Source organism: Ruegeria sp. A3M17, assembly GCF_003318255.1.
In the GTDB taxonomy this organism is placed as follows: Bacteria; Pseudomonadota; Alphaproteobacteria; order Rhodobacterales; family Rhodobacteraceae; genus Ruegeria.
The window spans coordinates 175,138-188,505 of sequence record NZ_QOCF01000031.1; the positions used below are offsets into that span (position 1 = coordinate 175,138).

General features: G+C 51.5%; 9 protein-coding genes and 2 pseudogenes. 7 read left to right on the forward strand and 4 right to left on the reverse strand.

Annotation, left to right across the window (positions count from 1 at the left end):
• Positions 1-11 precede the first annotated feature (11 nt).
• Both DS906_RS17840 and DS906_RS17845 read left to right on the forward strand, forming a co-directional pair.
• The gene (locus DS906_RS17840) at positions 12-377 is read left to right on the forward strand and encodes a response regulator (protein WP_113791444.1); all 366 of its coding nucleotides are present in this window, start codon (positions 12-14) and stop codon (positions 375-377) included.
• Positions 378-383: 6 nt separating this feature from the next.
• The gene (locus DS906_RS17845; protein ID WP_113791445.1) at positions 384-1,931 is read left to right on the forward strand and encodes an adenylate/guanylate cyclase domain-containing protein; all 1,548 of its coding nucleotides are present in this window, start codon (positions 384-386) and stop codon (positions 1,929-1,931) included.
• Positions 1,932-2,472: 541 nt separating this feature from the next.
• On the opposite strand, the gene DS906_RS17850 is transcribed toward DS906_RS17845, so the two are convergent.
• Positions 2,473-5,124: an AsmA family protein gene (locus DS906_RS17850; protein WP_113791446.1), complete on the reverse strand. Its 2,652-nt coding sequence runs from the start codon at positions 5,122-5,124 to the stop codon at positions 2,473-2,475.
• 422 nt (positions 5,125-5,546) lie between these two features.
• Here DS906_RS17850 and DS906_RS17855 point away from each other — a divergent pair, with 422 nt between their 5' ends.
• From DS906_RS17855 to DS906_RS17870, 4 genes are all read left to right on the forward strand, one after another.
• Entirely contained in the window at positions 5,547-5,816 is a 270-nt protein-coding gene (locus tag DS906_RS17855; protein WP_233494834.1) for a potassium channel family protein, read from the forward strand.
• 176 nt (positions 5,817-5,992) lie between these two features.
• A complete protein-coding gene (locus DS906_RS17860) occupies positions 5,993-7,072 on the forward strand; it encodes an AI-2E family transporter (RefSeq protein ID WP_113791448.1) in 1,080 nt (359 codons plus the stop codon).
• Positions 7,069-8,133, forward strand: coding sequence for an HlyD family secretion protein (locus tag DS906_RS17865; RefSeq protein ID WP_113791449.1), 1,065 nt, complete (start codon positions 7,069-7,071; stop codon positions 8,131-8,133). The genes DS906_RS17860 and DS906_RS17865 overlap by 4 nt, the downstream gene beginning before the upstream one ends.
• Complete coding sequence (locus DS906_RS17870; protein ID WP_113791450.1) at positions 8,123-9,133, forward strand: DUF2955 domain-containing protein; 1,011 nt, start codon at positions 8,123-8,125, stop codon at positions 9,131-9,133. The genes DS906_RS17865 and DS906_RS17870 overlap by 11 nt, the downstream gene beginning before the upstream one ends.
• 487 nt (positions 9,134-9,620) lie before the next feature.
• Here DS906_RS17870 and DS906_RS17875 read toward each other — a convergent pair.
• A pseudogene (locus DS906_RS17875) lies at positions 9,621-10,520 on the reverse strand (ABC transporter permease); the annotation flags it as partial.
• Between the two features lie 138 nt (positions 10,521-10,658).
• A complete protein-coding gene (locus DS906_RS17880; RefSeq protein ID WP_113791451.1) occupies positions 10,659-11,276 on the reverse strand; it encodes a response regulator transcription factor in 618 nt (205 codons plus the stop codon).
• A gap of 278 nt (positions 11,277-11,554) precedes the next feature.
• On the opposite strand from DS906_RS17880, the pseudogene DS906_RS17885 reads away from it, so the two are divergent.
• A pseudogene (locus DS906_RS17885) lies at positions 11,555-11,866 on the forward strand (NgoMIV family type II restriction endonuclease); the annotation flags it as partial.
• Positions 11,867-12,024: 158 nt separating this feature from the next.
• Here DS906_RS17885 and DS906_RS17890 read toward each other — a convergent pair.
• Entirely contained in the window at positions 12,025-12,915 is an 891-nt protein-coding gene (locus DS906_RS17890) for an HNH endonuclease signature motif containing protein (RefSeq protein WP_113791453.1), read from the reverse strand.
• Between the last annotated feature and the right edge of the window lie 453 nt (positions 12,916-13,368).

A 13,368-nucleotide genomic window follows, 5' to 3' on the forward strand; every position in this document is an offset into this window, starting at 1 on the left:
AGTTAAAGGCGATGGCAAAGATACTTATTGTGGAAGACAATGATATGAACCTCGACATGCTGTCGCGCCGGCTGCAGAGAAAAGGCTACGAAACCGTATCGGCCCGCGATGGTCAGGCTGGTGTCGAACAAGCCCTATCGGATAAACCAGATCTGATTTTAATGGACATGAGCCTGCCCGTAATCGACGGGTGGGAGGCGACCAGACAGATAAAAGCAAACCCAGACACAAGAGCTATCCCAGTTGTCGCTTTGACAGCCCATGCGATGCAGAGTGATCGCGACAAAGCCATGGAGGCAGGTTGCGACGAATTCTATACCAAACCGATCGAACTGCCTGGGTTGCTGGAGATTATTAAAAAACTGCTGGACGGGTAGCGCGGCATGGTTTCCAAGAACCGAAAAGACAAGTTGGCACTAGCCACCCGCATTTCCCAGAACCTTAATGGGCCGTCAGAAGCGATCGTAGGGTTTCATAACCTGCTGATCGAGGAGGTGCGCAGAACTGGGCCAGAAGCCGCGTTGGAGGATTTGCAAAAGATTGGCGCCGCCGCCAGCAACCTTGTTCAGATGATCGAATTGTTGGGGAAAAGTGCGCACCAAATCTCGGCCGATAAAGACGCTCAGGCAAAATTACGGCATGATTTACGCTCACCGATCAACGCGATCATTGGTTATTCGGAAATGGTGCTGGATGACTTCGAGGCAGATCTGGAGCCGTCCGCTCGCAGCGACATAAACGCTATCCTGAGCGAAGCGCGTAAGCTGGCGCTACAGATCGACAGCACCATCAGTGATGCAGACATTCAGAATAACGCTGAGGACATTGACCGGGATCAGGAAATTGCGGCCAGCCTTGAACGCAGCCTTGCGAACTCTGATGCCAGTCGCGAAGCCCTGACCGGACGTATCTTGGTGATTGATGACGAGGCGGCCAATCGGGAAATCCTAACTCGTTTGCTAGAGCGCCGCGGACACAGTGTGCGATCGGTCGGCTCAGCCGGCGAAACTTTTGAAGCACTAGATCGCGAGGGGTTCGACCTTGTTCTGTTGGATATCCTAATGCCAGAGGTAAATGGCATCGACGTCCTCGAAAGAATGAAAAAAGATCCGTCTTGGCGCGAAATACCCGTAGTCATGGTTTCAGGTCTGAACGAGACGAACGCTATCGCCAAATGCATCAGTGTCGGCGCCGAGGACTATTTGCCAAAACCTATCGATCCTGTTTTGCTGCACGCGCGCGTCGATGCCTGTATGGAACGCAGTCGCTGGCGCGCCAAGGAGTTGGCATTCACAAATGAGATCACATACGAACGTGACAGGGCAGACAAATTGCTGCACTCGATGCTGCCCGCGCCGGTTATCAAACGACTAAACGATGGCGAGACAAACATCGCTGATCGCTTTGTCGGCGCCACCATAATATTCGCGGATATCGTAGAATTTACACCACTGGTAGCCCGCATGGACGCCGGTGACCTGATCCTTGAACTGTCAAACTTGTTTACTGCTTTTGATGACCTGGCCACCCTGCACGGCATCGAAAAAATCAAGACGATTGGAGACGCCTACATGGCGGCATCGGGTATTCCGTTGCATCGCGAGGACCACGCCCACGCGGCAGTAAACTTTGCACGTGACATCCTTAGAACGATGTCTGACAGCACAGTAAGTAGCGCGGGTTTGCAAATCCGCATTGGCATCCATTCCGGACCGGTCATTGCTGGTCTGATTGGGCGAAAACGGTCAATTTATGATGTTTGGGGGGAAACCGTGAACCTTGCCAGCCGTCTCGAGGCCACAGGCAGGTCGGGGCACATCCACATCTCTGCCGAAACCAAGGATGCGCTGGGTGACCATTTGCCCAACGCGGAAGCGCAAACTCATTTTGTAAAAGGAGTGGGAGAAATAACGTCCTACTTCCTATCATAAGGCTTGTGATACGACTTTGGCGCTGACGTCAGACACTATGCTGGGCTGAGCCTGCGGGCCACACCACTATTGTCGAATAGCATTGCCTTGCCCCCATCCGTGTTCGCCACGTGACAGATCAACAGAAACAGGCGTCTTCGACGTCTGATCTGCAAATCAGCCCTGATTTTCCCGTTAGGAAGTCAGGATCAATTAAATCGTTCTAGGTACTGGATCAAGGAAGTGAGGCGAAAATGGCAAGGTTCTGTCGCTGGTGGCAGAACTATGTGTCGCCTTACAAGGATTGTCGGGCGACACATAGTTTTGCCACTCACGCTTAACTAAGCTATTGATTTCGCTTTAGCTGCCATTTCAATAGTGCACACGTTTTTCCATTTGCGTCTCAAAGGTCTTCCATCGTGTCTGCTGAACTCCAAGAGAGTTTCCATTCGCCTAAAGTGCGGAATATATCGAGAGAAAACCCAAAGCAGAAATCACTTCCAGAAAGCGATGTCATTCTTTTTGAACTTTAAAAGTGTTTTTTTATCGACTGCCTCCGCCACTACTGCAGTTGTAAAATGTCCGGAACGCAAAGTTTTCTTTTTACTGGCATTTTGTCCGCACCATCCGATCGTTTCAGTCGTTTCGGACCGTCTTTGACCTTGATCTTCGGCTTTGCTAGCGGGCCCTTCAAGGTCACGGGCCAGGGGCTCTTCGAAAGAGGTTCGCCAATCTTGCGGGGCTGCAGATTTAGGTCCAAAACCTTGCCCGCCACATTAACACCGCCAAAGACGACGACTTGGACATGATCTGTCTCCAATGTGGTTTGTTTCGTCGAAATACTTCCATTTGAAATACTAATCGGCGCACGCAAACATACGATTGGAGCAACCTTTTGTTTCTCTTTAGTAAACACCCAAGGTAGCACCCCAAGCCCCGCCAAATCTAAAAGCTGGGTCTCGATCGAGCCATCACGCAGTGAGACCGTGGCGTTGCCGCTCATTGTGTTGGCAAAATGCTTCGGTGAATCGGTTCCTCCGGTGACCGAAAAATCTGCATAGATTGTACCGCTCGCGCCCTTTTTGAAGTTCAGATTGTGAAGAATATCATCCAGCTGCCAGCCACCTGCTTTGCCGGTCAATGTGAGCAGGTGCGCGTCGTTTGATAGATCCATTTGCCCGCTGACGTCGAAATGAGCGCCTCCGTATTCAAACTTCAGAGGTCCAGCCTTAAGCTCGTTTTTGTTGAGTGTCAGTTCGCTCTGCAAACTGCTGATGCCCTTGGCACCCTCTATGTGCCGAAGGTCAACGTCGACATCTATATCCACACCGGACAAGAGAATTGAACGCCCGATAGGTTTAAGTGTTACATCTCTTAACGCACCTTGGTCGCCCTCGTCTTCTTGCTTAGATTCTTGCTCCTCCGGCTCTGGACCGCCTATTTTCCGCAACTGTGCAGCGGCCTGAACGATAGTTCGAATCTGATCTATCTTTATCAGGTCACTCTCAATGGAACCCTGCAACACCGGGTCACTTGTTGCATCATCTAGATCGGCCAAAATCTGCAAGACAGAGTCGGCGACCACAACATTGGCACTAACGTTCCAATCGGTGCCTTCGCTAACGAGGTCGATTTCAAGGCGAGCCTGCCCGGTTTCCACGCGTTCAAGCGATAGTGCCTCCAAAAGGTCCGCTCCGGATGGGACTGCGACATCAATTGCCAAATCCAGGTCCTCGAATTTGAGTACATTCTTAACATTGCCATGCACCTCAAGGTTCCAGACTTCCGTTTCGCTTGTCTTTCCATCCAAATTCGTCAGCGAAAGCTGATCTATATCGCCGTTCAAATGGAAGTCACCGGAAAACCTGCCAAACTGGTCGTCTGGTCCCAACAATTCTGGCGAGATCAAACTGCTTGCCGGAATATCCATTAGGCCTTCAGCTGATATGCCTTGCAATTGCAGCGCGTCATCGACCGAACCGTTCAAAATGATAAACGGATCGGCAGGGTTACCAATTCGCAGGTTGATGCTTCCGACCCTTAAGGCACCTTCTGGAGTTCTGGAAAGCTCGGAGAACTTTATCGGGGGCGGGCCTTCGCCGGACGTGTCCAGCGTGAATCCGTTGGTCTTAATAACCATTTGTCGCTGCGGAACCTGCCCGGGCACGCTGTCGATAACCATGTCGACCGCGATAAGTTTTAGATCATATCGCGATGCGGCGGGGGCTGGTTCAGCATCTTCGGGGTACAACCTAATGCGGGTTGTCAGTGATACGTCTTCCGGGTTTCCCAATTCTCCGATCTGTCCCGACAGCGAAAGGCTTTGTCCGTCATCTAATTCAGCCAATACAGATAGGTCGTCAATCCGTGCTACGCCGTCGACTGATTTGAATGTTGCACCAATACTTCCAGAACCTTCCAAAACCCGGTTAAGCTTCAGGATATCGAGAAGCTGACCAAGTTCGGCAATCTCTACGGTCGTTGTCACTTGCAGACCGTTTACTTTGGTGGTTTCCTCGGCGACAAAAGCAATCTGTTCAAAGTTCACCGCCACTTTAAACGGGTCTTCCGCGGGAAATGTCGCGTTCAGATCAAACTTCTCTCCGTTTAGCGAACCGGCCCCAACTGCGGTCGCAACATCTGTTTCCGCATCGCGCTTTAAAAGCAACTCAGGAAGCTTCAGATCCAGTTCAAGCCCGTTAAGATCACTCTGATAAAGAACGGTGATATCGGTCAGGTCGATTTCGTGGTCCGTTAGAATTCCGGCTACAGGCATGTTTGCAGGTTCAGTAGGTTTCCCGGCTTCGACTTCCGTATAGGAAATGGACTTCCAGTTTCCGACGCCGTCTTTGTCTGTGATTAGGTTCAGGTGAACGCCCGAGAGCGAAAGACCACTCAGCGACAGTTTACTGTTCCAAAGGTCGCGCGCGGAAACTTCAAACTCAATCTCATCGATTGCTGCCAGGTTCACATCAACATTCTGGGAACCCGGTAGTACCAGCCCTGCCGCTGATACCTGCAATTGCCGACCAAGACCCAGACGCACTTCATCTTCAATTCTAACCTCCTGACCAAGTTTTTTGGAGATCAGGTTTTCGACGAAAGTAGTCCTGACCGAGGAAAACAACGCAGAAGACAGGAAAAGCCAAGCTGCTAACACAGCGACAAACGCGACAGCGCAACAAATCAAAATACCTTTTGTAGCGTATCGCACGTTCTTCTCCTAAAATTCCGATTCATCCAATGGGCAGCCTAGACCATTTAATCATTAAGTTAATGGAATATATGGTCGGTAACTGTTCTGAACTCTGAATGATCTTGACCGTATAGCCGGTATTCTCAACGATTTGCTCGAACCGCTAAGAAGCGGGTAAACGACAAACGTTCGGCTAGTGCTGCACGCCCGGTTTCTAAACAGCTGGCTTGAAATAAGTTTTACTAGCGAAAACGGATGCGCTGCATGAGCTTTGACCATGGCGGCACGACGTAAGCTTCAACCGACAGGCAGCCAAGTGCCTCCGATTTTCCATATTTATCTTATTACTGCTATGTGTGAATTCATCAAACGATGAGGACATAATGAATTCACTAACCAGAATAACACGTGGGATAGGCGTCGCTTTCAAGGACGGTAGAGTGAAAGGCATTCTTGCCTTCACAGTTGGAATGATTTTATGGGCCTCGGTCTTTTATCACTTTGTCGAAGGTTGGAGCTGGCTCGACTCAATCTACTTTTCTGTCGTGACCATTTCGACCGTGGGGTTTGGTGACTTTTCACCCGAAACCGCGGCAGGGAAGATCTTTACGATGGTATACATTATTGTAGGTCTCGGTGTCTTCGTGACTGCAGCAACCACAGTGGCGGACACAATCTTGTCCCAGGACGACAAAAAAGCGGACAAGTAGATTATCCCAATTTGGCCAAATCGAGTTCATGCCCAGGCATTGGTTTGACTGGGCACCTCAAGCCGTGGCCCGGATTCATTTGTGTCTTCAAGCTGATAGATGATCACTAAAATTCAAAAAAATATACATATTATGTTTTTTGAGTGTAACATTCGAAAAACAAATGGAGGGATGGAATGGAAAAGACACAGGACGCGAAGATTGTCGATCTAGCGATACGATTGCTCTTTCTCGGGCTATTCCTCTACAGCGCCCTGGTCATGGTGGCACCGCTTGCAAGTGTGGTTATCTGGGCAACGATCCTCTGTGTGGCGCTTTACCCGGCATTTGATTGGCTTCAGTCCAAGCTGGGAGGTCGGAAAAAGCTTGCCACGACGATCTTGGTTTTGCTGGGCCTTACTCTGACCCTCGGACCAGTCGCAACTGCGGTGTCTGGTGCCGCAGAACTTGGGTCTGAATTCGCGGAACAAGCAGACAAGGGTGATTTGAAAGTCCCACCTGCGCCCGAGGGCCTCAAGGAATTGCCCTTGGTTGGAGACAAAATTTCCGATGTCTGGGGAATGTTTGAGCGCAATCTTGACGGCGCGCTTGCAAAATATGGCGCGCAAATCCTTGAGATCACCAAGTCGCTGTTCGGAAAGGTGTTGGGCATTGGTATCGGGCTTCTAGGCTTAGCCTTGTCCGTGTTGATTATGGGGGCGTTGTTCAGTCCCGGGCCAAATTTGGTTCAGGGCCTTCAGCGCTTTGCCAACCGTGTCTTCGCACCGCGCGGCAGTGAATTCATAACACTGGCAGGCGCAACGATTCGGAACGTGACAAAAGGCGTGATTGGTGTAGCAGCCATTCAGGCGGTCTTCGTTTGGATATTGTTGGCTTTGTTTGGGATTTCTTCGGCCGCCACGCTGGCATTTGTCTGCCTGATACTCTCGATTATCCAAATCGGGCCCGGATTGGTTCTTATACCGGTTATTATCTACGCATGGAGCTCCATGTCCGGCGGAACTGCTTTGATCTTCACCATATTGGCCGTTCCAGTCATGATAATGGACAGTTTCCTAAGACCCGTGTTCATCTCAAAAGGCCTCGAGACTCCTATGTTGGTCATCCTCATCGGTGTTCTCGGAGGTATGATGGCGTACGGTTTAATCGGCGTCTTTATGGGGCCGGTTCTCTTCGCTGTCTTCTATGAGCTATTCAAAGTGTGGATTGATACCTCGCCCGAAGCCGAGGACGTTGCTGAAGGTGCGGCGAAATGAGGAAGACGATATGGACAACCTTGGCCGTCATTCTGATTTTTCTTGTCTGGTACCTAGTCGCTGATCGAAAAACACCGTTTACCGGAAACGCCAGGGTGAAAGCCGTAGCGACCCAGATCGTTCCGCAGGTGACCGGCACTGTGACAGAAGTCTTGGTCGAAAACGGTCAGATTGTCTCGGCCGGAGATGTCCTCATTAGGATCGACTCCCGACCCTACGAAATTCAGCGCGACAAAGCGGAAGCTGACCTTGAAGAAGCCACTCAAGAAGTGGGCGCATCTTCGGCAGAGGTAAGAGCGGCACAGGCCAAACTAGCAAGGGCGCAGAGCGATCTGGATACGATGCGCATCCAAACGGAACGCGTATTTGCGCTCGAAAAGAAAGGGCTGATTGCCGTCTCAAAGGCTGATGACGCACGAGGGCAATTGGCAGAGTCTGAGGCAAACTATGAGAATGCAAAAGCGGATCTGGAAAAAGCAAAGCAGAGGCTTGGTGAAGATGGGATTGAAAACCCGAAAATTCAGCGCGCGTTGGCGGCCTTGGCGGATGCAGAACTGAACCTTGAATGGACTGAACTGCGTGCTCCGGCGACAGGTGTGATCTCTAATCTGTTGATAGCCCCTGGAACGTATGCGCGATCCGGTCAGGATCTGTTGACATTTCTGGACGCAACTGACGTCTGGATCGAGGCGTATTTTACAGAGAACAACCTGGGAAGGGCTTCAATAGGGTCTCCGGTTGATGTGGTGTTGGATATGCATCCAGGTAAGATTGTTCCGGGCGTCATTGAGAGCTTTAGTGCTGCTGTTTCTTCGAGTGGCGGTGATGAGCCAGGGCAACTTGCAAGTCCGCCCAGCACCAAAGGTTTCTTGCGGGAGCCGGAAAGGTTCCCAGTCAGGATCGTATTGCCAGGCTATGAAGCTGGAAGCACCGAAGACGATCTTCGCTTTCAGCTGAACGGGCAGGCCGATGTGATCATGTATCTAAGCGACAACTCGTTGCTGAACCTCGTAGGCCGCACCTACATCCGCGTGGTTTCAATTCTGTCCTATGCGTACTGAGGACCAACGCTCTGTCGCCCGGCTTGCGGTGGGTGTCACCGGCGTCTTTTCCTTGGGCTTGTTTCTTGGGTGGCCACTCGCCGTCGTTGGGGCGGTGTTCGCCGCCCTTTTTCTGCAAGCACCTGCCGCATTGCCTTTGGCAGCATTTGGTAAGCTGTTTGTCTTCTCAATTGGATTGATGTTCATTTCGTTTCTGGTGTCGTCAATCTTCTCACCATATCCTCTTGTTTTTCTCATTCTAGTGGCCATTGGAATAATCCTGTCTTTCATGTGGTCGGTTTCTGGCGCCGGAGTTTTACCCGGAGTTATAGCTCTAATGGGGGCATTGATGATCCCGAACCTAGTTCTGCAGTCACAAGATCTGGCTTTGGTGCTCGTGTATTGGATACCGTTGAACCTGCTGTTTGCAGGCTTCGTATCGACGCTGATGTTCGTGTTGATACCCGCTGAACCTCAAACGGCGGCTCACAAAAAAGCTGCCTCGCAGACGAGTTTCGACCCACATCGCCGAATAGTCAGGATGTCTCTTGTCACAGTGCCTTTTGCTATGGCGTTTTTTGTTTCCGGCGCGTCTGCAATGCTTGTTCTGTTCTTTGTCGCGCTGCTCAGCCAACAACTTGCGGCAATGCCTACTGCAGGCAAAACAGTTGCAAAAGCTATGCTGACGGCAAACCTTCTTGGGGCGGCAGTATCCATCATTTGTTATGAAATAAACGTAATAGCTCCGGTTATTCTCACCCCCATTTTGCTGTGTTTTTTCTTTTGTTTGACACTCGGAGCACTTGGAAAATCTCAAGTTCCGCTCGCCGCCGCCGCCGGCTCCGCTATTACAACGGCTCTGATTGTATACGGCGGGTCGGTTGCACCTTTTTCAGACGAGGCTGACGTCAAGAGCATCACTCGAGTTTTGCAAGTTGCCAGCGCCGCCTTCTTTGTAATCATCGCATATGTCGTGGTGGATGAATTCTGGCCGGAAAAAGAGCGCCAGGCGACTCAATGAAGCTAGTTGCGACAAAGCTTGGCGCTGAAACCAGCAGAGTTCCCAGTTTGACCGATTTTCGCAACCACCGCACGAATTGCAGCGCCATAACAATCCGCGAACATCGCTGAAGCGGTTTTATGTGAAGCGATCTCTGGTTGAGTGCTCGGCTCATCTGCGGGCCAAACGCACCATCACGTCAATCCGCCTGATTGCGGCCATTGATCCTGCGTGCGGAGAAAGTTCTCAATGAGCCCAATTTGACCAATGCTGCGTTGTGCTTGTATGGCTGCTTTACTTGTTTTGTTGCATCACGGTACAAGTCCTGAGTTGGTCGAAGATACCTCTATGCACGGTTGTCAGCCGGTATCCACCTTCTAGAACTGCACTACGAAAAAAGCACCCGGCCAACACTACATGGCTAGGTGCAGAGTTATCAGGCCCACTGAAAACCTGATGGGGAGGAAAAGGTAGCACGGTAGTTCGCACTTCCCGCTGTTAGTTCAACCTACCTCCGACCAGCAACAATCCGGTCAAGGATCAGAGCGCAGAACAAGATCGCGAGACCTGCGAGGATACCTTGACCTGCGGCGGCATACTGCAGCGCTTCCAGGACATCTTCACCCAGTCCCTTTGCGCCAATCAGCGAAGCCACAACGACCATGGCCAGGGACAGAAGGATGGTCTGATTGACGCCCGCCATAATCGTCTTGTGCGCCAGTGGTAGATCCACTCGCCACAGGAGGTACCGCGGAGTCGCACCAAAGGCGAGCGCGGCCTCACGCACGGTCTCCGGCACCTGCTGCAGTCCCAGCACGGTAAAGCGGATCACCGGCGGGCTGCCGAAGATCATGGTGGCGACAACGCCCGCGGGCTTGCCCGAGCCGATGAAGGCCACCACGGGGATCAGATAGACAAACGATGGCATCGACTGCATGAAGTCCAAGATCGGACGCACGATTGAGAACATTTTAGGCCGTCTTGCACAATAGATGCCAAGAGGAATGCCCAAAGTGATCGAAATCAGCGCTGCAGCTCCCAGAAGTGCAATGGTGGTCATTGCCTTCTCCCAGAAGTCTAAGAGACCCAAGTAGGCCAGCGCCGCCCCGGTAAAAATCGCTACCCGTGCACCTGCCGACAGATAAGCCAGCATCACAATGACCAGTGCAACAACTGGCCAGGGAGTGTCGACAAGCACCACTTCGATCCAATCGAGCAATGTGCGCATGCCGAAGGTCAACGCGTCAAAGAAGCCGCGCCCTGAGGTTTTGGTCCAATCAAACCCCGCCTGCACCCCGTCCCCAACGTTCAGTCGCCACTCGCGATTGGTGGGGAACGCATTGAGCAGGGAAAACGCATCTGGCATGGCAAATTTCAGCGTTGACAGCACCACGACAACCGCGCTCAGCCCGAGTCAAAGCTCGAAAGCTATTTAGACTTCGCGCACGACACAGGACAATTCTAGCAGGATGAGGATTTTGCCACGCGACCAAACGAGGGTTTGAAACAGAAACGATAAAACCTGTTGTGGCGTTTGTTCCGCCGTTTAGAACAACTGCTTCTCTTTCGCCAGTAGCGCGGCTTGCGTTCGATTGGAAACGCCCAGTTTTGCCAGCACGTTTTTTACATGCAGCTTTACCGTAACCTCTTGGATTCCTAAATTTCGGGCAATTTCCTTGTTGGAAAGGCCGATGCAGAGCTGTTCCAGCGTCTGCATCTCCCGGCCAGACAGGGTGGCAAAAACGCCAGATGACTCCACTGGCTCATCTGCCTGTCCGAAATCAAAGGGAAAATACCGTTCGCCTGACAGTACAAACTTGATGGCGTTGACCAGCGACACGGCTTTCAACGACTTGGGAATAAACCCGTTTGCACCGTTCTCCATTGCCTTGTTGGCAACCTCCCGGTTAGCGACACCTGACATCAGTGCAACCTTAGTCGCAGGAAAGGCCTGACGGGCGCGATTGAGGCCATTCAAGCCGTCCATTCCCGGCATGTGATAATCGAGGATCAGCAGATCGATGGCATCCAGACCGCCCATCAATTCCAACGCTTCTTCCAAATTGGCAGCGGTTTGAACTTTGAAGTCGTCTACGGTTTCCAGATAGGCCGCGATTGTGTCGCGGACCAGATCATGGTCGTCAGCTAAGAGGATATTAGGCATGTCCACAGTGTCCTTACGCTGAACGCATTCACAACCAAAAATCAGGCCAAAACATGACAGAACTATACTTTGGTATAGTTGCCTATGCCAATGCTCTGATGACCGTGGGGGACCAATAGTTATAACCCAGTTTACCTGACCCGGAGTCTATTCAATGGCACAAAAACACTACTCGCGGATTTACGTCGTGCTGTTCATGCTATTGCTGAGTTTAATCACTCAGGCCACAGCTCGGGCAGAGATGACGTTGGAAGTAACAACATCAGGCTCTACACGCATCAGTGAGTTGCAAGCTGACTATCCGTTCCGACCGCGTTCAGAACACACGTTCAGAGGCCCTGAACCTCGTGCGGAATCGTAAGGGTCGTCTTCCGCACATCGCTGCGATCACGGCCGAACCCGTGCCATCAAGAATTGCTGCCATCGCGTTAGGTACGGGGGACATCGATTGCGTCTATCACTTTGCGCTGAACGAGTTGGTTGAGGTCCTTCGTGATCAAGAACGTGAAACGCTCGAACTAGTGGAAACAATGATCGACGGTAAACGTCTCAGGGACATATCTGACCTACCACTCGATCTCGTAGTTTGACGTCTGTTGTAGGCAATTAAAACCTAAACTGAATGACTTCGACACTTCGCCTCGTCACCAATGTCCGCTTCAGGGAAAGTTGAGTTGCAGCGTGCGATTTTTCAACCAAAGTCTGATTAGTGCCGATGGCTGCGTTAAATCCCGTGAAGGCTCCGAAGCTAAATTTTAACCGGGAAGTCCTTAAGTCGATTGATAGATGCGATTAACTTGCGACGGATGCGATTTTTTGCTGAATCATGATGTAACCGCCGGTGACAATTTGGGCAGCAGGCTGCCGCATTTTCGATTATGTCTGGGCCGCCTTCACCGAGCGGTCTAACGTGATGCACTTCTAAGAACCCTTCGCCGTCGATACGTTTGAAGGGCGCGGGAGAGCCGCAGTTTTCACAATTACCAGCCGCTTCCTCCAGCACCCAAGCTATGACTTTCGGATCGCGAATATATCGGTCAGAGGCAGCAGTAGTTCTTGGAACCTTCTCTTGGCCCTTTGGCGGAGCCGCCTTTTTTGAGCGAATTCGATTACGTGCGCGCTCGACCCGCTCGGACAGTTCTTTCGGGTCTCCCGTGGGTTCTTCTGAAGAATCTGATTGGGCCAACATGGTAGCTATTGAGTCCGCCGACATGCTGGACGCATCAGTCCAACGCATCCGCAACCTCAGTCTCTTTGTCCGATTGCCTCCCTTTTTTGACTTTGTCTCATGCTCACCAGTGACCCGTCCAATGGCCAGTCGGAGCTCGTCGAAGTCTGACACTGTCGAGAGTTCGAGTGGCAGCGTGTAGCCTTTTGGTTGAATTTTGCGCTTTTTCTCCGGCAGCCGCATCGCATCAGAGCTGGCAACTTGAAGATCGTCCAGCACCATACCGAACTCTGCCATTCGGCGGAGATGCAATACTAAAGCTCGGGCATAGTCAGTATTTCGAGGCGGGCGCCCGCCAGTGGAGCCGCCCCGAGACTCGATGATCAAATCGAAACCGCCTCTTAAAGATTCAACAGAGTATTTGGCGTCGAGCTCGTCGCCTTTTTCATCATAAGAATTGTACATCTGCATTCGCCTTGGGTTTCCGAAAGTCACATCGCACTTGGCGAACGTGCGCAGTCTATATGGTGCCGATACTTCACCACACTCTGTCGACTAGCGGCCACAGGCTTTGCCTGAGTTAAAGGACCTTTTGACGGACGTCGCGATGCAACGACAGAACGATACTGAATGACCGGTTTGGGCCGAACCATCATGCTGCGTTTGCAGTCACCTTGGACTGGAGCAACGGCGGCTCAGTGCTCAAAGCGACTAGCATGGCTCTTCAGCTGAATAGTCGCTTCGAGATCTTGTCCATACTCTGCAAGTGTCACTATGAACGCTTTGCGGTCTACATCGGGCAGTTCAGGGTGCGGCGTACTGAAAAACATCTAAATTTGCCACCCCCCTGTCCCCCCTTTTGTCAGCCGAAATCCCTCGAAATAGGCTGAAATGACAGGGATTCTAGCATTGTCACCAAAAATG